Source organism: Streptomyces bohaiensis (assembly GCF_012033785.1).
GTDB lineage: Bacteria > Actinomycetota > Actinomycetes > Streptomycetales > Streptomycetaceae > Streptomyces > Streptomyces bohaiensis.
Map to the genome: position 1 here is coordinate 1 of NZ_JAAVJC010000040.1, position 20,240 is coordinate 20,240.

Consider the following 20,240-nt stretch of genomic DNA (forward strand, 5'->3'; position numbering starts at 1 on the left):
GTGCAGGGCGCCGTGCGCCCGGACCCCGGGGCGCCCGGGGTGGTGTGCCCCGTGCCGGGCGGCTGCTGAGACCGCGCGCGCCGACCGGGGGCCGGCCCGTCCGTCACTCCCCGGGCGCGGCCTCGGACGGGTGGCCCGCCTGCTCCCGCAGCCGGGCGCGGAGCTCCGGCGTCAGCAGATGCCCGGCGCGGCCCACGAACAACCCCATGTGGTACGCCACCAGGCCGGGGTCGGTGTCGGTGTCGGTGTGGACGCCGAGGAGCGACCCGTCGCTGATCGCCATGACCAGCAGGCTGCCGCCCGCCATGGTCACCATGGTCTGCTTGACGGCACCGGCCTCCATGAGCTCGGCGGCGCCGCCCGTCAGGGCGGCCAGGCCGGAGACGACGGTGGCGAGGTCGGCCGCGGCGCCGCGCGGGCCGGGCACCTTTCCGCGCGCGCCCGGGGCGGGGCCGTCGCCGTCCCCGTCGCCGGTCGGCGCGCTCTCGGCGGTGACCGCCGCCGCCCGGTCCGGTGCGGGCCCGGTGGGGTCACCGGGCTCGGAGGAGAGCAGCGCCAGGCCGTCGGCCGAGACCACCGCGACCGACCGCAGCCCCGGCACCTCCTCCAGCAGCCGGGTCAGCAGCCAGCGCAGGCCGCGCAGACCTTCGCACTCGTCCGAGGCGGGGGCTTCGCTGTACTCGATCACGACTGCATCTCCTCCTCGGCCGGCGGACCCGCCGACTCGCCCTCGTGCTGGCCCCGACGGGCCTCACGCTGGAAACCTCCGAGGCGGCGCCGGAGCTCCTCGGCACCGACCACGTCGGGGCCGCCGTCGCCGGCGGTGTCGTGCTGGGGGCGCTCCCCGAGTCGCGCCGTGCCCCGGACGGTCGGCAGCACCATGGTGTCCTGGTCGCCGCCGGCCGGGGCGGGGACGTGCGGAGCGCCCGTCCCCGCGCCGGCCGGGGCGGCGGTGCGGTCGCCGGCCGCCAGCGCGGCGAACATCTCCGCCTCGGAGCTGTCCTCGTCGCTGAGGAGCGATGCCGGGAGCTCGACCTCGGCGCAGGTGCCGCCCTCGGCGCGATGGCGCAGCCGCGCCCGCAGCCCGTGGCGTGCCGCCAGCCGCGCGGCGGTGTAGATGCCCATGGCCGCCGCGGGTTCGCCGCGGGCGCCGGGCGGCGGCCCCGACGGGTCGGCCAGTTGACTGTTGAGCGCGGTGAGCCGCTCGTCCGGCACGCCGGGCCCGTCGTCCTGCACGCGGATGAGGACCGACCGGCAGCCGCGGCGCTGCGCGGGCAGCACCGGGCCGGCGGCGTCGTCCGCCTCCCCGTCGGCCCGGTCGCCCGTGGCCGGGGCGACGGGCGCGGCCGAGCTGTCCTCGCGGACGACGGCGGAGAGCAGGACGCGCGCGCCGGGAGGTGAGAACGCCGAGGCGTTGTCGAGGAACTCGGCGAGCAGGTGGCCGAGGTCGCGAGCGGCGACCGGGGAGACCAGGACGGCCGGGACCGGCTGCTCGACGTCGACCAGTTCGTAGCGCTCGGACTCGCTGACGGCCGCGAGCGCCACCTGCACCAGCGGCAGCGGGCGGGGGAAGGGCGCGTCGGGCTCCACCCCGGCCAGCAGCAGCAGGTTCTCGCTGTGGCGGCGCATCCGGGCCGCGAGGTGGTCCAGGGCGAAGAGCGTGGCCAGCTCGTCGGGGTCGGTCTCGTGCTCCTCCAGCCGCCCGATGATGTCCAGTTGGTCCCCCGCGAGGTCCAGGGCCATCCGCGCGTGGTGGGTGAGGTTGGCGTGCATGACGCGGGTCTGCGCCGCGAGCTTGTCGATCAGCTCGCGCTGCTCGCCCCGGACCTCGGCGAGCTCCGCGCGCAGCGCCTCGTGGTCGTCGCTCTCGCCGGTCTGGTAGCGGTGCAGTTCCACCGCCCGGGAGTGCAGCTTGTTGACGGCGGCCACCACGTCGGCGAACTCGTCGTTGCGGCCGGCGTAGCGGACCGCCGGCTCGGCCGAGGGTGCGTCCGCCACCCGGCGGGCGCCGCGCCGCACCACGGCGAGCGGGTAGGTCACCGAACGCGCCGCCCAGATCCCGGCGGCGAGCGCCACCAGGAGCGCCCCACCGGTGACGGCGGCGTGCACCTGGATCGCGGTGAGGTCGTCCTCCCGCAGCTGGGTCAGCGAACGGGTCTGCTCGGCACCGAAGTTGGAGAGCAGGCTCCGCTGGAGCTCGGTACGGGAGCCGAGTTCGGCGGCCAGTTCGGCCGGGGCGACCGCCCGCGACTCCTCGCTCAGGAAGGGCAGCGCGGTCAGCTCCTCCACCCGCTCCTCGGCGGCGCTCACGCCGGGCCCCGTGACCGTGGAGCCGTAGGCGGTGCGGCCGTCCTCCCCCGCGGTGGCGGCGAAGTCCCCCCCCGCCGCGCCCTCCCGGGCGTGCGAGCGGCGGGCCAGCGCGAGCAGGTCGCGCTCCTGGTCGCCGGGCTCCGCCACCAGCGCGGCGGTGAGCAGGCCCCGGGTGGCGGCCGACGCCTCGACGGCGCGCGCGAGGTCGGGGAGGGCGTCGGAGGAGGGCGCCGCGCCGCGGTCGGGTCGCGCGCGGGCGACCGCACGGCCGGTGGCGCCGAGGCCGTCGATGATGCGCGTGTAGGCGGCGTGGACGGCGACGGGGTCGCCGGAGTCCGCCGCGGCGCGGGCGGCGGGGATCTCGTCGAGCAGTTCCCGGTCCGCCGCGGGCAGAAGCGGGCGGAGGTCCTCGGCCCGGCGGTCGGCCCGCGCCTGGTCGCTCTCGGTGGGCGGCTCGACGGTCCCCGCGGGGGCGGCGGCGAGGGTCGTCATCGTCGCGCGCTCGTCCGCGAGGACGTGCGCGAGGGAGACGGCCTGCTGCGCCAGCTCGGCGCCCTCGACCAACCGCTGGGTGTCGGAGAGGCGTTCACCGGCCGCCACCAGGGCCGGGGTCCCTGCGGCGAGGACGGCGGCGGAGCCGATGACCACGCCGACCAGCAGCCGCGACCGCGCGCGTCCCCGCCGTCCCCGGGGGCGGAACCCGTCGGTGTCGACCGGGGTTTGGGCCGCGTCCGTGCCGGGCACGGTTGCGGGTGAACCGGCCTGGGGTGACGTACCGTCAACCGGCGCCTGTGGCCTGGGTTTCCGCACCTGTGCTCACATTCCTGTCCTGGCTGCCCGTGTCCGGGCCGTGGGCAACGGACTGCGGAAGCTTACTTCACCGGTAACGGGCCGCCAGGGAACGAAAACGGCCACGCCGGTGGCGAAGCCGGACCGTTCCTGCAAGGATGCCCGGCCGCCGCCCGACCCCTCTTCCGCGGGCCGCCGTGGCCCGCTCCCGCCGGGCCCGCCCACCCGCGCGCACGCCCCGCCGACGGTGTCAGCTGCGCCGCCGCGCCGATGACACCGTGTCACCATGGCCTTCCCGCCGACCTCCGGCGGCCGACCCGCCGGCCGAGCGCTGGCCCGACGGACGGGACCGGTCATGCACGCCACACAGGTCGCACTCGTCACGGAGCCGGGCGACCCCGGCCGACCCAACGAGGACTTCGCGGCGGTGGCCGCCCCCTCCGCCGGCACTGCCGGGGCTCTGGTGGTGCTGGACGGTGTCACGCCCCCGGCCGGGGACGACGGCTGCCGGCACGGCGTCCCGTGGTTCGTCACGCGGCTCGGTTCGGAACTGCTGAGCGCGGCGACCGCGAGCAAGGCCACCGCCCTCGCCGAGTGCCTGGTCCAGGCCATTGACCGCACCGCGCAGGCCCATCGTCATACGTGTGACCTTTCTCACCCGCGGACCCCACAGGCCACGGCAGTCGTCTGCCGTTGGGACGAGCACCGCGTCGACCACCTGGTGCTCTGCGACGCGACCCTGCTGGTCGCGACGGCGGGCGGCGGCGTGGTCCCCGTGCTCGACACCGCCCTGGACGGCGCCCGCGCCGTGGCACGCAGCGCGCCGCACGGACAGCGCGCCGCGCGGCTGGAGTCGTTGCGCAACGCACCGGGCGGCTTCCACACCGCGGCCGCCGACCCGGCGGCCGCCGGGCACGCCGTCACCGGCAGCCGGCCCCGCGCCGAGGTGGCCGGGCTCGCGGCGTTCACCGACGGGGTGGGCCGGTGGAGCGAGGTCTTCCGGCTCGGCGACTGGTCGGCGCTGCACACGCTGCTCACCACCGACGGCCCCGCCGCGGCGGTCGCGGCGGTCCGCGCGGCGGAGCGCGGCGACCCGGACGGGGCGGCGCACCCGCGCGGCAAGCGCCACGACGACGCCACCGCGGTGGTCGTCGCCCTTCCCGCGGTGGCGGCGGAGCACCGCGGGGCGACCGGGGACTGACCCGCGGTCCGGAACGGGTCGGCGCCCACCGATGGTCCGCCGGTGTCATCGTCCGCCGACCGCTGGGCAGGTATGGGGCATGGACATCGAGGCCCGTACGCCACCCACCCCCGACTGCCGGGCGGGCGACCGACCGCGGTCGGCGGCGGGCAGCAACGCGGCCGCGCGTTCGGGCGTCCCCGCGCCGGGCGCCCGCGCCGTGCGCCGGCGCTCCCTTGCATCGTCCGCGCGCCGAGCGGGGTCGCCCCCGGGCGGGCGCCGCGCCCCGCCGCCGCACGGTCCGCGCCGCATGATCCACCCGGCTCACCCGACTCCGTAGCCCGTGCGGCGCACGGCGCCGTACGCTGCTCACCAGCAGCAGGAAAGCCAGACCCAGCCGACTGGCTCCACACACTCTCCCGGGGCGGGACAGATGACACAGAGCGACATCACTGCGGGCAACGGCGAGGAACAGCCGCGCCCCACGACCACAGGCCACGACGGCCCACCGGTCACCGGTCCGATACCCGACGGCGGTCCGGTCGGCGGCGAGACCCCGGCGACCGACGGGACCGGCGACCCCGCGGAGGCCGGCGCCACCGGCACGCCCGGCGCGCAGCGCCGGATCCTGGTGGTCGAGGACGACCCCACCATCCTCGACGCGATCTCCGTGCGGCTGACCGCCGAGGGCTTCCTCGTGCAGACCGCCTCGGACGGCCCGGCAGCGGTCGACGCCGCCGGGGGGTTCCAGCCCGACGTGATGGTGCTGGACGTCATGCTGCCCGGTTTCGACGGGCTGGAGGTCTGCCGCCGGGTCCAGGCGCAGCGCCCGGTGCCGGTGCTGATGCTGACCGCGCGGGACGACGAGACCGACATGCTGGTGGGACTCGGCGTCGGCGCGCACGACTACATGACCAAGCCGTTCTCCATGCGGGAGCTGGTCGCCCGGACCCACGCGCTGCTGCGGCGCGTGGAGCGCGCGGCGGCTGCGGCCACCGCGCCGCGCCCCGGCGGGGTGCGGCTCGGCGACCTGGAGATCGACCGGGCGCAGCGCCGGGTGCGCGCCGGCGGCAAGGACGTCCACCTCACCCCCACCGAGTTCGACCTGCTGATGCGCCTGGCCCGCTCGCCCCGCGCGGTCCTCACGCGGGAGCAGCTGCTGGCCGACGTCTGGGACTGGGCCGACGCCTCGGGCACCCGCACCGTCGACAGCCATGTCAAGGCACTGCGGCGGAAGATCGGTGCCGAGCGCATCCGGACGGTGCACGGGGTGGGCTACGCCCTGGAGGCCGCGCCGGGTACCACGGTCATCGCCGACGGAAGCTGAGCCCCGGTGGCGGACGTGCCCGGCGGGCCGCTCGGTCCCCTCTCCCCGGAGGGTCCTCCCCGTCCGGACGGCGACCTCCGTCCGGACGGGGAGGGCCGTTCGCGGACCGCGCCGCTGAAGCGGCTGTGGGAGCTGAGCCGGCCGCTCGACCCGTTCCGTTCGGTGCAGGCGGCGCTCGGCGCGCTGGTGATCGTCTCGGTGGTGATCACCACTGTGCTGATCCTGCTCGCCTACCGGTCGGCGATCGAACTGCGGCTGATCGCGCTGATAGCGGTCATCGCCTCGCTGCTGCTGACGCAGTTCGTGGCGCAGGGACTCGCCGCCCCCCTGACGGAGATGACCGCGGCGGCGCGGGCGATGGCGCGCGGTGACTACCAGCGCCGGGTGCGGGTGGGGCGGCGGGACGAGCTGGGCGACCTGGCCCGGGCCTTCAACCGGATGGCCGCCGACCTCCAGGCGACCGACCGGCACCGCAAGGAACTCGTCGCCAACGTCTCGCACGAGCTGCGCACCCCGATCGCCGGGTTGCAGGCGGTCCTGGAGAACGTCGTCGACGGCGTGGCCGAACCCGACCAGAGGACCATGGAGACCGCGCTGCGGCAGGCGGAGCGGCTGGGTCGGCTGGTGGCGCAGCTGCTGGACCTCTCCCGGCTGGAGAACGGGGTGGTGCCGCTCCAGCCGCGCGAGTTCTCGGTGGGCGCCTACCTGGAGACGGTGGCGGACAACGCCGACTGGGCCGCCGGGCGGGGCCACTCGCGGACCGACGTCCGGGTGCACCTGGACGTCGCGCCGGAGAACCTCGTCGCCAGCGCCGATCCGGAGCGGCTGGACCAGGTGGTGACCAACCTCGTGGACAACGCCGTCAAGCACAGCCCCAAGGACGGGCGGGTCACGGTGGTGGCCCGGCCGGGTGCGCTGCCGGGCGGGCTGGTGCTGGAGGTCCGGGACGAGGGTCCGGGGATCCCGGAGGACCAGCGCGAGCGGGTGTTCGAGCGCTTCGGACGGGCGGGGCTGCCCGGGGAGACGCCGCGTGACGGCGGCACCGGGCTGGGGCTGGCGATCGCCCACTGGGCGGTGAACCTCCACGGCGGCACCATCGCCGTCGTGGAGTCGCCGAGCGGCTGCCACATCCGCCTCACCCTTCCGGGAGAAGACCCCGGAGACAGGTTGACGTAGGGTCGTCCCAGGTGTGCTGCCGGTCCCCGCGAGCCGCCCACGACGTCGGTGACGGCGATCCGTGCGGCGCGGGACCGTGTGTCGCACGCGGCCGTACCCCGTGCGACACGCCGGGAGCCGCTCGGCGCCCTCGGGCGCCGCGGTGCCGCGTGGGCCGGCAGGGCGCCGCTCACCGGCGGTTTTCCGCCGCGTCACCGCACCTCGTCGGTTCGCCGGCGGTCGGTGCGGGTCGCGGCCGCGAGGACGCCGATGTCCGGATGTGGCCGGTGGTCGCAGCCGCCGACTGGCGATGCCGCATCCCGCCGAACCCGAGTTTGTTCCCCTGCTGAACACCGCCGAAACCCCGCGCTAAATGTGACGTACGCGACCTCTGAGGACCGGGGACTGCGCCGCGGCCGGGTGAAGGCGTAGCCTTGATCTCCGCTGTCCATCACCTTGCGAAGCGGAAGAGGGCGGTTGCCGCCGTGTCGCCACAGTCCCCGAACACCTCGAGTGCCTCCACCGACCAGGCCGGATCAGGCCAGGCCGCGTCAGGAACCGGCCCAGCGGCCGGATTCGGCGCCAATGAATGGCTCGTCGACGAGATCTACCAGCAGTACCTGAAGGACCCGAACTCCGTCGACCGGGCGTGGTGGGATTTCTTCGCCGACTACAAGCCGGGCGCGAACGACGCGGCGAAGAAGCCGGCTGCCGCCGGCTCCGCCGGTGACGCACCCGCGGCTTCGGCCGGCTCGGACGACGGCGGGCCCGCGGAGCCGCAGGCCGCCGCGTCCGCCGACGCGTCGTCGAAGGCCCCCGCCGAGACCGCCCCCGCGGAGAAGGCGGCCTCGAAGCCGGCCCCGGCGAAGAAGGCCCCCGCGAAGGCGGCGGCCAAGCCCGCCGCCAAGCAGGAGAAGCCGGCCGAGTCCGGTTCCTCCGGCCCCGAGATGGTGACGCTGCGCGGCCCCTCGGCCGCGGTCGCCAAGAACATGAACGCCTCGCTGGAACTGCCGACGGCCACCTCCGTCCGCGCGGTCCCGGTGAAGCTGCTGTTCGACAACCGCATCGTCATCAACAACCACCTCAAGCGCGCCCGGGGCGGGAAGGTCTCCTTCACCCACCTCATCGGCTACGCCATGGTGCAGGCCGTCAAGGCGATGCCGGACATGAACAACTCCTTCGCCGAGAAGGACGGCAAGCCGACGCTGGTCAAGCCCGAGCACGTCAACCTCGGGCTCGCCATCGACCTGGTGAAGCCCAACGGCGACCGCCAGCTCGTCGTCGCGGCCATCAAGAAGGCGGAGACCCTCAGCTTCTTCGAGTTCTGGCAGGCGTACGAGGACATCGTCCGCCGCGCCCGCTCCAACAAGCTGACGATGGACGACTTCACCGGGGTCACCGTCTCGCTGACCAACCCCGGCGGCATCGGCACCGTCCACTCGGTGCCGCGTCTGATGCCCGGCCAGTCGGTCATCGTGGGCGTCGGCGCCATGGAGTACCCGGCGGAGTTCCAGGGGACCAGCCAGGACACCCTGAACCGCCTCGGTGTCTCCAAGGTCATGACGCTGACCAGCACCTACGACCACCGGGTGATCCAGGGCGCCGCCTCCGGCGAGTTCCTGCGCACCATGTCGTCGCTGCTGCTCGGCGAGAACGGCTTCTACGACGAGATCTTCGAGGCGCTCCGGATCCCGTACGAGCCGGTCCGCTGGCACCGGGACATCGACGTCAGCCACGACGACGAGGTCACCAAGGCCGCCCGGGTCTTCGACCTGATCCACTCCTACCGGGTCCGCGGCCACCTCATGGCCGACACCGACCCGCTGGAGTACAAGCAGCGCAAGCACCCCGACCTGGACATCAAGGAGCACGGGCTCACCCTGTGGGACCTGGAGCGCGAGTTCGCGGTCGGCGGGTTCGCCGGCAAGTCGATGCTCAAGCTCCGGGACATCCTCGGCGTGCTGCGCGACTCGTACTGCCGCACCACCGGCATCGAGTACATGCACATCCAGGACCCGCAGGAGCGGAAGTGGATCCAGGACCGGGTCGAGCAGCCGCACACCCCGCCGGAGCGTGAGGAGCAGCTGCGCATCCTGCGGCGGCTCAACGCCTCCGAGGCGTTCGAGACCTTCCTGCAGACCAAGTACGTCGGGCAGAAGCGGTTCTCCCTGGAGGGCGGCGAGTCCGTCATCCCGCTGCTGGACGCCATCCTGGACGAGGCGAGCGGCGCGGCGCTGGACGAGGCCGTCATCGGCATGGCCCACCGCGGCAGGCTCAACGTGCTGGCCAACGTGGTCGGCAAGTCCTACGCGCAGATCTTCCGCGAGTTCGAGGGCAACCTCGACCCGAAGTCGACGCACGGCTCCGGCGACGTGAAGTACCACCTCGGCACCGAGGGGACCTTCACCGGTCTGGGCGGCGAGAAGATGCAGGTCTCGCTGACCGCGAACCCCTCCCACCTGGAGGCCGTCAACCCGGTCGTCGAGGGTGTGGCGCGTGCCAAGCAGGACATCATCGGCAAGGGCGGCGCGGACTTCACCGTGCTGCCGATCCTCATCCACGGCGACGCGGCCTTCGCCGGCCAGGGCGTCGTGGCGGAGACGCTCAACATGTCGCAGCTGCGCGGCTACCGCACCGGCGGCACCGTGCACGTCGTGATCAACAACCAGGTGGGCTACACGGCGCCCCCGACCTCCTCCCGCTCGTCGATGTACTGCACCGACGTCGCGCGGATGATCGAGGCGCCGATCTTCCACGTCAACGGCGACGACCCCGAGGCCGTGTGCCGCGTGGGCCGGCTGGCCTTCGAGTACCGGCAGGCGTTCAACAAGGACGTCGTCATCGACCTCGTCTGCTACCGCCGCCGCGGTCACAACGAGGGCGACAACCCGGCGTTCACTCAGCCGCTGATGTACAACCTGATCGACAAGAAGCGCTCGGTGCGCAAGCTGTACACCGAGTCCCTCATCGGTCGGGGCGACATCACGCTGGAGGAGGCGCAGCAGGCGCTGAAGGACTTCCAGGACCAGCTGGAGAAGGTCTTCAAGGAGGTCCGCGAGGCCACCGGGACCGACGCTCCGGCCGACGTCCCGCCGCCGCTCGGGGGCTTCCCCGTGCCGGTGGAGACGGCCGTCAGCCAGGAGGCCCTGAAGCGGATCGCCGAGTCGCAGGTCAACATCCCCGACCGCATCGAGGTGCACCCCCGGCTGCTGCCGCAGCTCCAGCGGCGCGCGGCGATGGTCGAGGACGACAACATCGACTGGTCGATGGGTGAGGCGCTCGCCTTCGGCTCGCTGCTGATGGAGCGCACCCCGGTGCGCCTCGCCGGCCAGGACTCGCGCCGCGGCACCTTCGTGCAGCGCCACGCGGTCCTGATCGACCAGCAGACCGCCGACGAGTACACCCCGCTGCTGTACCTGTCGGACGACCAGGCCCGGTTCAACGTCTACGACTCGCTGCTCAGCGAGTACGCGGCGATGGGCTTCGAGTACGGCTACTCCCTCGCCCGGCCGGACGCGCTGGTGATGTGGGAGGCGCAGTTCGGCGACTTCGTCAACGGCGCGCAGACCGTGGTGGACGAGTTCATCTCCTCCGCGGAGCAGAAGTGGGCGCAGACCTCCGGCGTCACGCTGCTGCTGCCGCACGGCTACGAGGGCCAGGGCCCGGACCACTCCTCCGCGCGGATCGAGCGGTTCCTGCAGCTGTGCGCGCAGGACAGCATGACGGTCGCCATGCCGTCGCTGCCGTCGACCTACTTCCACCTCCTGCGGTGGCAGGTCCACAACCCGCACCACAAGCCGCTGGTGATCTTCACCCCGAAGTCGCTGCTGCGGCTGAAGGCGGCGACCTCCAAGGCGTCGGAGTTCACCACCGGCGGGTTCCGCCCGGTGATCGGCGACGACAGCGTGGACCCGGACACGGTCCGCAAGGTCGTCTTCTGCTCCGGCAAGGTCTACTACGACCTGGACGCCGAGCGGCAGAAGCGCGGGACCACCGACACCGCCATCGTGCGGCTGGAGCGGCTGTACCCGCTGCCCGGCGACGAGATCCAGGCGGAGCTGGCCAAGTTCCGCAACGCCGAGCGCTACGTCTGGACCCAGGAGGAGCCCGCGAACATGGGCGCCTGGCCGTTCCTGTCGCAGAGCCTCGTCGACCACCTGGACCAGGTGATCGGTTCGGCGCGGATCAGCTCGGACAAGCTGACCCGGGTCTCCCGCCCGGCGTCGTCCTCCCCGGCCGTGGGTTCCGCCAAGCGTCACCAGGCGGAGCAGCAGGGTCTGGTCAACGAGGTCTTCGACCTCTGACCGCCGGCTGACCCACGGGGCCCGGACCGCTCGTCGGTCCGGGCCCCGTGCCGTCCGCCGTCCCGCCCCGGGCGGCGCGGCCCCATGGGCGGGCGCCGCCGACACACCGACACACCGGCCCGCCGAGGCCGCCGTCCGACGGTCCGATCCGTCGTCCCATCGATCACCGAACCCCCGCGGAGCGTCTTTCGTGTACTTCACCGACCGTGGCATCGAGGAACTGGAGCAGCGCCGTGGCGAGGAGGAGGTGAGCCTGGGGTGGCTGGCGGAGCAGTTCCGGGTCTTCGTCGACCTCAACCCGGACTTCGAGGTCCCCGTGGAGCGGCTGGCCACCTGGTTGGCCCGGCTGGACGACGAGGACGACGAGTGAACGACGGCGGCCGTCGCGGTTGGCACCGCGACAGTCGCGACCTATCGTGAACGGACGGCGGGAATCCGCGTCCCGCGCCGGTGGCCGCCGCCCGGGGGCCGTGCGGCGCACTCCCCCTTCCGGCTCGCAGGAGGCCCCGTGGCGCGACCCGACAGCTGTCCGGCACTGACCCGGCCCGGCTCCCTCGACCTGCCCGCCCCGACCGCGCCGGGCTCCCGGCTGGAGCTGCTCGTCGGCGCGGGCGAGGTGATCGTGACCCGCGACCCCGCCGCCCGGAGGGTGCGGGTGGAGCTGCGGGAGCTGCGCGGCGGACGGCTGACCGGCCGGGCGGCGGGCGGCTCGGTCCTCGTGGCGCTGGAGGGCACGGGGAGCCCGCACGCGGCGCTGCGGGTGACCGCGCCGCCCGACGCGGCGCTCACGGTGCGGACGCGGTCGGCGTCGGTGCTGGTGATGGCGGCGCTGTCCGCCGGCACCCGGCGGACGGGGCCGGCGGCTCCGGTGGAGGTGCACACCGCGGACGGCGCCGTGGAGTTCCGGCGCACCGGCGGAGCCGTGACGTTCCGGACGGAGGCGGGTGCGGTGACCGCCACCGGTGCGACGGGGCGGCTGACGGGGCGCACCGACACGGGCGGGGTCCACCTGGACCTCTCCCCCGCGCCGGGAGCGCCGGCCGCGGAGCGGGGCGTCGAGGTCACCACCGGCGCCGGGTCCATCGCGGTGCGGGTCGCGCCCGACGCGGACGCGCGGGTGCGGGCGTCGAGCGGGACGGGCCGGGTGGTCACCGATGTGCCCGGGCTGAGCTGCGCGGCCGGCGCCGCGACCGGCACCGTGGGTGGCGGCGCCGCCCGGTGGACGCTGAACTCCGCCTCCGGCGGGGTGGCGCTGCTGCGCCAGGGGCCGGACGCCCCGACCGGGGGCGCCCGGGGCGGGGTGCGGTGAGATGGCGGCGCTGTTCGGCCACGGCAGGCTTCGGCTGTACCTGCTCCATCTGCTCGCCGAGTCGCCCCGCCACGGCTACGAGCTCATCCGGCTGTTGGAGGAGCGCTTCCGCGGCTCCTACTCGCCCTCGGCCGGCACCATCTACCCGCGGCTGGCGAAACTGGCCGCGGACGGGCTGGTCCGGCAGACGACGAGCGGTGGCCGCAAGGTCTACGCGTTGACGGAGGCGGGCGCCCGTGAGCTCGCCGCCCGCCGCGAGGAGGTCGCCGCGTTGGAGCGGGAGCTGGCTCCGGCGCTCGCCCGGGCCGGTGACGGCCCCGGACCCCGGGGGGGCGCGGCGAACCGGCTGCCGCGGCCCCCCGCGCTCTCCCCGGCGCGGGCCGCGGAGGGCGCCCGGCAGCCCGCTCCCCCGCCCGGCCCGGCCGGGGCGGCGGAGCGGCTGCGCGAGTTGGAACACCTGCTGGACGGTCTCCGCGACGAGGTGCGGGACGCCGCCCGGGACCACGGCGTCGGGGAGGCGGAGGTGCGGACCGCCCGCCGGCTGCTGGCCGAGACCTCGGCGCACCTGGTGGCGCTGCTGGCCTCGCCGGACGCCTACCGCGACCGCGAGCGGAGGACGCCCGGCCGGGGCTGAGACCGCGCGGGGCGCACCGACCACCACGGGCCGTGCCGACGCCGCCGGCGGCCGGGGCCGAGCGCTCGGCCGGCTCGGTGCCCCACCGGGCGCCAGGGCGCGCGCCGGGCGGGCACCGGCGCGCGCGCAACCGCCCCGGCGGAGATCGCCCGGTTACCGGCTACCCGCGTCCCGTCCCGCCTGCGACGATGAGGGGGATCCGGGCGGACGGTCGTCCCGGACGGTCGGTCCGGGGTGGGCCGGACAGAGGGGACGTGTGTGATGGCCGAGGTGTTCCACCGGCGGTTGAGCCGCTGGCAGGCGGAGGACAAGCGGTCGAAGCTCGCCGAGCTGTACGTGGCCGCCTACCGCGACCGGACCGAGACCGGCCCGCCGGACCCCTCGGCCTTCCTGGAGCGGTTCGCCGACCACCTCCAGCAGCCCGAGTTCGACATGGTGGTGGCCAACGACCCCGCCCTGGTCGGCTGCGCCTACGGGTTCCGCATCACCCGCGAGGGCAGTTGGCTCGACCGGTTCGCCGGCATCCCCCGCGAACTGGAGGAGCTGGTGGAGGTCACCGGCGCCCGGCAGCTGTTCGTCGTGGCGGAGCTGATGGTGCTGCCCGCTCACCGCCGGCGCGGCGTCGGGGGGCGGCTGCTGGACCAGTTGCTGACCCGCATCGGGGTCCCGGTCGCGGTGGTGCTGGTCGACCCGGGCGACACCGAGACCCAGGGGGCGTTCTCGGCCTGGGGGTGGAGCAAGGTCGGTGTGATGGCGCCCCGCGGCGAGGCCAAGCCCCAGGAGGCGTGGTGTCTGCGGCGGGACGGCTGAGTCCCGCCGCACACCCGTCCCCGGACGGTGAGCGCCCCGCCCCGCGAAGTCGGGGGGGGGGGCGCGCCCATCAGAGCACCTTGGAGAGGAACGCCTGGGTGCGCTCGTGGCGCGGGTTGGTCAGCACCTCGCGCGGGTGCCCGGACTCCACGACGACCCCGCCGTCCATGAAGACGAGCGAGTCGCCGACCTCGCGGGCGAACCCCATCTCGTGCGTGACGACGATCATCGTCATGCCCTCCTCCGCGAGACCGCGCATCACGTCGAGGACCTCGCCGACCAACTCGGGGTCGAGCGCCGAGGTGGGCTCGTCGAAGAGCATCAGTTTCGGCTCCATCGCCAGGGCCCGGGCGATCGCGACCCGCTGCTGCTGGCCGCCGGAGAGCTGCGCCGGGTAGTTCCGCATCCGGTCGGCAAGGCCGACCCGGGTCAGCATCTCCTCGGCGCGCGCCCGCGCGTCGGCCTTCCGCTCCCCCTTGACCTGGATCGGCGCCTCCATGACGTTCTCCAGCGCCGTCATGTGCGGGAAGAGGTTGAAGCGCTGGAAGACCATGCCGATGTCCCGGCGCTGGAACGCGACCTCGCGCTCCTTCATCTCGTACAGCTTGTCGCCCTTCTGGCGGTAGCCCACGAGCTGGCCGTCGACGTAGAGCCGGCCGGCGTTGATCTTCTCCAGGTGGTTGATGCAGCGCAGGAAGGTCGACTTGCCCGATCCGGAGGGCCCCACCAGGCAGAAGACCTCGCCGTGGCGGACCGTGAGGTCGATGCCGTTGAGGACGGGGACCAGCCCGAAGGACTTGTGCACCTGCTCCGACCGGACCATCACGTCGCTGCCGGTGGTGCCGTTGCTCGGCGCGGTCATCGCGTTCACCCCTTCCCGCCGTCGCGGCGCGCGGTCGCGTCGCCGCCGTCGTTGTCCGTGCCGGCGTCACCGGTGCCGCCGCCCGCCGGGGTGGGCAGGTCGGGCCTGACCCGGAAGGACGTCAGCTGGCGTCGTAGCCGCTGCAGCGGTGTCGGCGGCGGGGTGTGGTCGGTGCCGCGCGCGAAGTGCCGCTCCAGGTAGTACTGCCCGACGGAGAAGATCGTGGTCAGCAGCAGGTACCAGACCGAGACGACGACCAGCATCTCCATGACGGCGAGGGTCCGGGAGGAGATGGTGCGGCCGGCGAGGAAGAGCTCGTTGTACTGGATGGCGTACGCCAGCGACGAGGTCTTCAGCATGTTGATGAACTCGTTGCCGGTGGGCGGGATGATCACGCGCATCGCCTGGGGCAGCACGATGCGGCGCATGGTGCGGTTGCCGGACATGCCGAGCGCCTGCGCGGCCTCGGTCTGGCCGCGGTCCACCGACTGGATGCCGGCGCGGCTGATCTCCGCCATGTAGGCGGCCTCGTTGAGGCCGAGGCCGAGCAGCGCCGCCATGAACGGTGTCATGACCTTGTTCATGTCCTCGGACCAGAAGCCGAGGTCGAGCACGGGGAAGATCAGCGCCAGGTTGAACCACAGGAAGAGCTGGACGAGGACCGGGGTGCCGCGGAAGAACCAGATGTACCCGTAGGCGACGGCCGACAGCACCGGGTTGCCCGACAGCCGCATGATCGCCAGGAGCGTGCCGAGCCCCACGCCGAGCAGCATCGCCAGCAGGGTGATCCAGAGCGTGTTGAGCGCGCCCCTGATGATCGTCTCGTGGTCGAGGTAGGTGCCGACCACGGACCACTCGATGTCGGCGCCCGCGAAGGCGAGCACCAGCAGGCCCAGCAGGGCCAGCACGACGACGGCACCGGCCCAGCGGCCGTAGTGCCGCACGGGGACGGCGCGGATCGCCTCCGGCGGGAGCGACCCCGGGGCCGCGGTGGTGTGCGGGGCGCGGCCCGGGTCGCGGCCCGCGTCGTTCGGGCCCGGCACCTCGTCCCTGTTCTCATCTGACACGGTTCACTGCCTTAGCTGCTGGGAGGGGTTGCGGGAAGGGGCGCGGCCCCGGGCGACGCCCGGGGCCCGCGGAACGACGGTGGTGCGCTCACTCACCCGCGTTGACGGTGGCCTCTTCGACGGCCCCCGTCTGGGCGTCCCACTCCTCCAGGACGTCGGCGTAGTCGCCGTTGTCGATGATGGCCTGCACGGCCGCCTGGAGGGCGTCGCGCAGCTCCGGGTTGTCCTTGGGGACGGCGATGCCGTAGGGGGCGGCGTCGATCTGCTCGCCGACGACCTCGAACAGCTCGCCGCCGCGCGCCTCCAGCGCGTTGTAGAGGGCGACGGGGAAGTCGGTGACGACCACGGCGGCGCGGCCGCTCTGCAGCTGGGTGACCGACTCGTCGTCGTTGTCGTTGACGAGCACCTCGATCGGGGTGTCGCACTCCTCCTGCTGCCGCTCCACCAGCGCCTCGTTGGCGGTGCCGCGCTGGGCTGCGACGGTGAGGCCGCAGAGGTCCGCGAGGCCGGTGACGCCCTCGGGGTTGTCCTTGGCGACCAGGATCGCGGAGCCGGCGCGGAAGTAGTTGACGAAGTCGGCGCCGCCCTCGGCGTCCTCGCTCACCCCGTCCTGACGCTCCTTGGTGTCGGTCATCGCGGACATGATGACGTCGTACCGTCCGGAGTTCATGCCGAGCACGAGGCCGTCGAAGGTGCCGTTCTCGAAGCGGAGCTCGACGCCGAGCTGCTCGCCGATGGCCTCGGCGATGGCGGGGTCGATCCCGGTGACCTCGCCGCTCTCGTCGTAGTACTCGATCGGGGCGTAGGCGATGTCCGAGCCGACGCTGATGACGCCGGCCTCCTGGATGTCCTCGGGCAGCTGGTCCCACAGCGGCGCGTCGGACCCGGCCGCCTCGCCCGAGCCGCCGTCCCCGGAGTCGTCGGAACCGCAGGCACCGAGCACCAGGGCGCCGGCGAGAGCCAGGGCGGTGGCGCCGGCCAGGCGGGAGTGTCGGGACAGGGAACGGGCAGACATGGGGGCCTCCTGGGCGAGGGCGGGATCGCCGCCGTCGAGCAGGCGATCGAGCCGGGCAGATGTGTTCCAGTGGGGCATCCTCCCATCCGGACCGGCGGCGTTCGGTTACCGCTGACGTCAAGATCGGATAACGGACATGTGGCGCGCCGCAACCGGTGCGCCGCATGGGGGACATGGCCCGGACGAGTGGCGCGGGGTGCGATGAGACTCGGCTCACGCCCCGGCGCGCGCATCACTCCACCGGCCGATTCCCGGCCGCCGGCCACTGCCCCGACCGGCCCCGCCTCATCCGCCCGCCGGGGCCCACAGGGGTCGCGTGTCGCGCTCTTCACGCCCCCGCCCCCTCGTCGCCGGTGGTGAAGATCCTGTAGAACGGACGGTCAACACCCCGCACCCCCGGGGAGCCCGGACGTGTGTGCGGCACGTTCGGCGTCCGAATGCCCCCGCGACGGCCGACCGACCGCCGCGCGGCTGCCGGACGTGGTGTCCGCCCGGCCTCCGACCGGAGACCGGCCACCGCCCGACGCGCCCGGAACAGACAAAGGGGTCATCCCACGTGGCATCGGAGATCATCAACCCTCGGCAGGAAGCACCGGCGGCCGACGCCCCGGACCCGGCCTTCGCCCTGCACCGCGGCGGCAAGATGGCCGTCGCCGCCACCGTGCCGCTGCGCGACACCGCCGACCTCTCCCTGGCCTACACCCCCGGCGTGGCCAAGGTGTGCTCCGCCATCGCGGAACGGCCGGAGCTGGTCCATGACTACACCTGGAAGTCGCAGACCGTCGCCGTCGTCACCGACGGCAGCGCCGTCCTGGGGCTCGGCGACATCGGCCCCGAGGCGTCGCTGCCGGTGATGGAGGGGAAGGCGATCCTCTTCAAGCAGTTCGGCGGCGTGGACGCCGTCCCGATCGCGCTCGACACCCGCGACCCCGACGAGATCGTCGAGACCGTGGTGCGGCTCGCCCCGTCCTTCGGCGGGATCAACCTGGAGGACATCGCGGCGCCGCGCTGCTTCGAGATCGAGCGGCGGCTGCAGGAGCGGCTCGACATCCCGGTCTTCCACGACGACCAGCACGGCACCGCCGTGGTCACCCTCGCGGCGCTGCGGAACGCCGCGCGGCTCACCGGGCGGGAGCTGGCGGAGCTGCGCGCCGTGATCTCCGGCGCCGGCGCGGCGGGCATGGCCATCGCCAAGATCCTGGTGGGGGCCGGGGTCGGCGAGGTGACGGTCTGCGACCGCGGTGGCGTCCTCTCCCGGGGCCGGACCGACCTCAACGCCGCCAAGCGCGAGCTGGCGGAGCTGACCGACACCACGGGCCGCACCGGCACGCTGGGCGAGGCGATGGCGGGTGCCGACGTCTTCATCGGCGTCAGCGGCGGCACCGTGCCCGAGGAGATGGTGGCCCGGATGGCCCCGGGGGCGTTCGTCTTCGCCATGGCCAACCCGGACCCGGAGGTCCACCCGGAGATCGCCGCCCGCCACGCCGCCGTGGTGGCGACCGGGCGCAGCGACTTCCCCAACCAGATCAACAACGTGCTGGCGTTCCCCGGCATCTTCGCGGGGGCGCTCCAGGTCCGGGCGCCCCGGATCAGCGAGGGGATGAAGCTGGCGGCGGCGCAGGCCCTCGCGGGCGTGGTCGCCGAGGAGCTCTCGCCCGCGCGGGTCATCCCCTCGCCGTTCGACGACCGCGTCGCACCGGCGGTCTCGGCCGCGGTGGCGCGGGCGGCGCGGGCGGAGGGCATCGCCCGCCGCTGACAGTGCGGCGCCCGCCGTCCGCTCACGCGGTCGGCGGGCGCCGGTGCATCGGTGCGCGGGTGCGCGGGTGCGTCCGCTCAGCGCAGCCCCAGCACCATCCCGTCGGTGGGCGAGGCCCAGATCGCGCGGGCCTCGGAGAACCCGGCGTCGCGGAGGGCGAGGGCGTGCCACTCCGCGGAGTGCGCCTCACCGTCGGAGTGGTCGCCGTCGACGGGGTTGCCGATGGTCTCGAACCGCTCGGCGACCGCCTCGGCGAGCTCGGGCGCCTCGGCCGCCCGCCGCCACCAGCCGACCCAGTCCTCGCTGCCGCCGGCCGCGGCCTTCTCCCGGCGTTCGCGGTCGAAGGCGTCGAGCGCCTCGTTGATGGCCGGCGTGGTGGCGTCGGGCATGTGGTCGGCGTTGATCAGGACGCCGCCGGGGCGGACCACCTCCGCCAGGGTGCGGTACAGGTCGCGCAGCGGCCCGGCCTGCAGCCAGTGCAGCGCGGTGGAGGTGAGGACGGCGTCGTACTGCGGGTGCGGGAGGAGGGTCGGCCAGTCGGCCGCGCGCAGGTCGCCGTGGACCCACTGGGCGCGGGTCTCCCCCTCGTGGCTGCCCCGGGCGATGGTGAGCAGCGCGGGGTCCATGTCGAACCCGGTGGTCCGGGCGTCGGGGAAGCGGGCGAGGACGCGCGAGGTGATGGTGCCGGTGCCGCAGGCGAGGTCGAGGACGCGCGGCGCCTCACCGGTCAGGGCCGCCACGCTGTCGAGCATGACCCGTAGGCGCTCCTCGCGGTCCGGGAGGTACCACTCCTGCTGCCGGTCCCAGGTGTTCTGCCATGCCGTCCAGTCCGCCACGTCGGCTCCTTCCGTTCGCCCTGTCGGTGCCACCGTACGACACCGGCCCCGCCCCGGTAGGTAATAGCCAGAAATCTGATAGATCCTTACTAGTACAGTGCGGGGTCCGAAGCGCAGCGGTGAGGACACAGGTGGAACTGATCTCTTACTCCTCGTTCGCCGTGCGGCTGGTGAACAGCGAGGAGCCCGAGCGGGGCTCCGACTCGCTGACCTCGGTCGACGCGGTGCGCGAGCTGTTCGGCGAGAGCGCCAAGGCGGCCCGGCGCGCCACCGAGGCGGACATCGCGCGGCTGCGCGGCGTCCGCACGCGGCTGCGCGCGGTCTTCACCGCGGCCGGCGAGGGGGACGAGCGCCGCGCGGTGGACCTGCTCAACGCGCTGCTGCTGGAGTACCCGGCCAGCCCGCAGATCTCCGGCCACGACTTCCTCGACGACGAGGGCCGTCCCCGGTGGCACCTCCACCTCGCGGAGCACTCCACCCACGCCGCGGCGGCCTACGCCGCGATCGCCTGCATGGGTCTGGCGGTGCGGCTGACCGACGGCGGGGTGGACCGACTGGGCGTCTGCTCGGCGCCCCCCTGCCGCAACGCCTTCGTGGACACCTCCACCAACACCTCGCGGCGGTACTGCTCGGAGCGGTGCGCGACCCGCGCCAACGTGGCCGCCTACCGGGCCCGCAAGCGCCGGGAGCGGACCGGGGCGGAGCCCCGCCCCGCGCAGTGAGCACCGCACCGGCGGCGAACGGCCCCCGCACCGCCGCCCGCGGTCTGCTGCCGCGGACGGTGGTACGGCATGATGGGCGCGGCCCCCAGTCGCCCACCCGGAAGGTCCGCCCCGTGTTCTCCTCCCGCCACTCCCTGGTGACCGCCGCGGTCGCCGTCCCTCTC

General features: G+C 74.3%; 16 protein-coding genes. 10 read left to right on the top strand and 6 right to left on the bottom strand.

All coding sequences use genetic code 11. The features are described 5' to 3' along the window. Positions 1–103 precede the first annotated feature (103 nt). Positions 104–688, bottom strand: coding sequence for a roadblock/LC7 domain-containing protein (locus HCN52_RS07615; protein ID WP_312876591.1), 585 nt, complete (start codon positions 686–688; stop codon positions 104–106). Further along, positions 685–3,054 carry a sensor histidine kinase gene (locus HCN52_RS07620; RefSeq protein ID WP_168087602.1) on the bottom strand — a complete coding sequence of 790 codons (2,370 nt, stop codon included), beginning with the start codon at positions 3,052–3,054 and terminating at the stop codon, positions 685–687. The genes HCN52_RS07615 and HCN52_RS07620 overlap by 4 nt, the downstream gene beginning before the upstream one ends. Before the next feature lie 400 nt (positions 3,055–3,454). Here HCN52_RS07620 and HCN52_RS07625 point away from each other — a divergent pair, with 400 nt between their 5' ends. The 8 genes from HCN52_RS07625 (at position 3,455) to HCN52_RS07660 (ending at position 13,818) form a co-directional block, all read left to right on the top strand. Next, entirely contained in the window at positions 3,455–4,300 is an 846-nt protein-coding gene (locus tag HCN52_RS07625; protein WP_168087603.1) for a protein phosphatase 2C domain-containing protein, read from the top strand. 412 nt (positions 4,301–4,712) lie between these two features. Then, positions 4,713–5,606 (top strand): response regulator transcription factor, encoded by an 894-nt coding sequence (locus tag HCN52_RS07630; RefSeq protein ID WP_168087604.1) that lies wholly within the window; start codon positions 4,713–4,715, stop codon positions 5,604–5,606. A 114-nt stretch (positions 5,607–5,720) separates the two neighbouring features. Continuing rightward, positions 5,721–6,782 carry a sensor histidine kinase gene (locus HCN52_RS07635; protein WP_209314273.1) on the top strand — a complete coding sequence of 354 codons (1,062 nt, stop codon included), beginning with the start codon at positions 5,721–5,723 and terminating at the stop codon, positions 6,780–6,782. Between the two features lie 464 nt (positions 6,783–7,246). Further along, positions 7,247–11,065 carry a multifunctional oxoglutarate decarboxylase/oxoglutarate dehydrogenase thiamine pyrophosphate-binding subunit/dihydrolipoyllysine-residue succinyltransferase subunit gene (locus HCN52_RS07640; protein WP_168087606.1) on the top strand — a complete coding sequence of 1,273 codons (3,819 nt, stop codon included), beginning with the start codon at positions 7,247–7,249 and terminating at the stop codon, positions 11,063–11,065. 190 nt (positions 11,066–11,255) lie between these two features. Next, entirely contained in the window at positions 11,256–11,435 is a 180-nt protein-coding gene (locus tag HCN52_RS07645; RefSeq protein WP_168087607.1) for a DUF6104 family protein, read from the top strand. A gap of 138 nt (positions 11,436–11,573) precedes the next feature. Beyond that, a complete protein-coding gene (locus HCN52_RS07650; RefSeq protein ID WP_168087608.1) occupies positions 11,574–12,374 on the top strand; it encodes a DUF4097 family beta strand repeat-containing protein in 801 nt (266 codons plus the stop codon). A gap of 1 nt (position 12,375) precedes the next feature. Continuing rightward, positions 12,376–13,008 (top strand): PadR family transcriptional regulator, encoded by a 633-nt coding sequence (locus HCN52_RS26355; protein ID WP_168087609.1) that lies wholly within the window; start codon positions 12,376–12,378, stop codon positions 13,006–13,008. A gap of 261 nt (positions 13,009–13,269) precedes the next feature. After that, entirely contained in the window at positions 13,270–13,818 is a 549-nt protein-coding gene (locus HCN52_RS07660) for a GNAT family N-acetyltransferase (protein ID WP_168087610.1), read from the top strand. 70 nt (positions 13,819–13,888) lie between these two features. Here HCN52_RS07660 and HCN52_RS07665 read toward each other — a convergent pair whose 3' ends face one another. The 3 genes from HCN52_RS07665 to HCN52_RS07675 form a co-directional block, all read right to left on the bottom strand. Beyond that, on the bottom strand, positions 13,889–14,680 hold the full coding sequence (locus HCN52_RS07665; protein ID WP_280923888.1) for an amino acid ABC transporter ATP-binding protein: 792 nt from the start codon (positions 14,678–14,680) through the stop codon (positions 13,889–13,891). A gap of 5 nt (positions 14,681–14,685) precedes the next feature. Continuing rightward, positions 14,686–15,747 (bottom strand): amino acid ABC transporter permease, encoded by a 1,062-nt coding sequence (locus HCN52_RS07670; RefSeq protein WP_376767102.1) that lies wholly within the window; start codon positions 15,745–15,747, stop codon positions 14,686–14,688. An 88-nt stretch (positions 15,748–15,835) separates the two neighbouring features. Next, complete coding sequence (locus HCN52_RS07675; RefSeq protein WP_168087611.1) at positions 15,836–16,762, bottom strand: ABC transporter substrate-binding protein; 927 nt, start codon at positions 16,760–16,762, stop codon at positions 15,836–15,838. A 556-nt stretch (positions 16,763–17,318) separates the two neighbouring features. Here HCN52_RS07675 and HCN52_RS07680 point away from each other — a divergent pair. After that, positions 17,319–18,518 (top strand): NAD(P)-dependent malic enzyme, encoded by a 1,200-nt coding sequence (locus HCN52_RS07680; RefSeq protein ID WP_168087612.1) that lies wholly within the window; start codon positions 17,319–17,321, stop codon positions 18,516–18,518. A gap of 77 nt (positions 18,519–18,595) precedes the next feature. On the opposite strand, the gene HCN52_RS07685 is transcribed toward HCN52_RS07680, so the two are convergent. Continuing rightward, on the bottom strand, positions 18,596–19,354 hold the full coding sequence (locus HCN52_RS07685; protein WP_312876592.1) for a class I SAM-dependent methyltransferase: 759 nt from the start codon (positions 19,352–19,354) through the stop codon (positions 18,596–18,598). A 131-nt stretch (positions 19,355–19,485) separates the two neighbouring features. Between HCN52_RS07685 and HCN52_RS07690 the strand changes: the two genes are divergently transcribed. Continuing rightward, a complete protein-coding gene (locus HCN52_RS07690) occupies positions 19,486–20,076 on the top strand; it encodes a CGNR zinc finger domain-containing protein (RefSeq protein WP_168087613.1) in 591 nt (196 codons plus the stop codon). Positions 20,077–20,240 lie beyond the last annotated feature (164 nt).

Excerpts from the sequence above, each read along its gene's own strand:
- HCN52_RS07625 (WP_168087603.1), top strand. The coding sequence starts at position 3,455 with ATGCACGCCACACAGGTCGCACTCGTCACGGAGCCGGGCGACCCCGGC.
- HCN52_RS07630 (WP_168087604.1), top strand. The coding sequence starts at position 4,713 with ATGACACAGAGCGACATCACTGCGGGCAACGGCGAGGAACAGCCGCGC.
- HCN52_RS26355 (WP_168087609.1), top strand. The coding sequence starts at position 12,376 with ATGGCGGCGCTGTTCGGCCACGGCAGGCTTCGGCTGTACCTGCTCCAT.
- HCN52_RS07660 (WP_168087610.1), top strand. The coding sequence starts at position 13,270 with ATGGCCGAGGTGTTCCACCGGCGGTTGAGCCGCTGGCAGGCGGAGGAC.
- HCN52_RS07665 (WP_280923888.1), bottom strand. The coding sequence starts at position 14,680 with ATGACCGCGCCGAGCAACGGCACCACCGGCAGCGACGTGATGGTCCGG.
- HCN52_RS07675 (WP_168087611.1), bottom strand. The coding sequence starts at position 16,762 with ATGTCTGCCCGTTCCCTGTCCCGACACTCCCGCCTGGCCGGCGCCACC.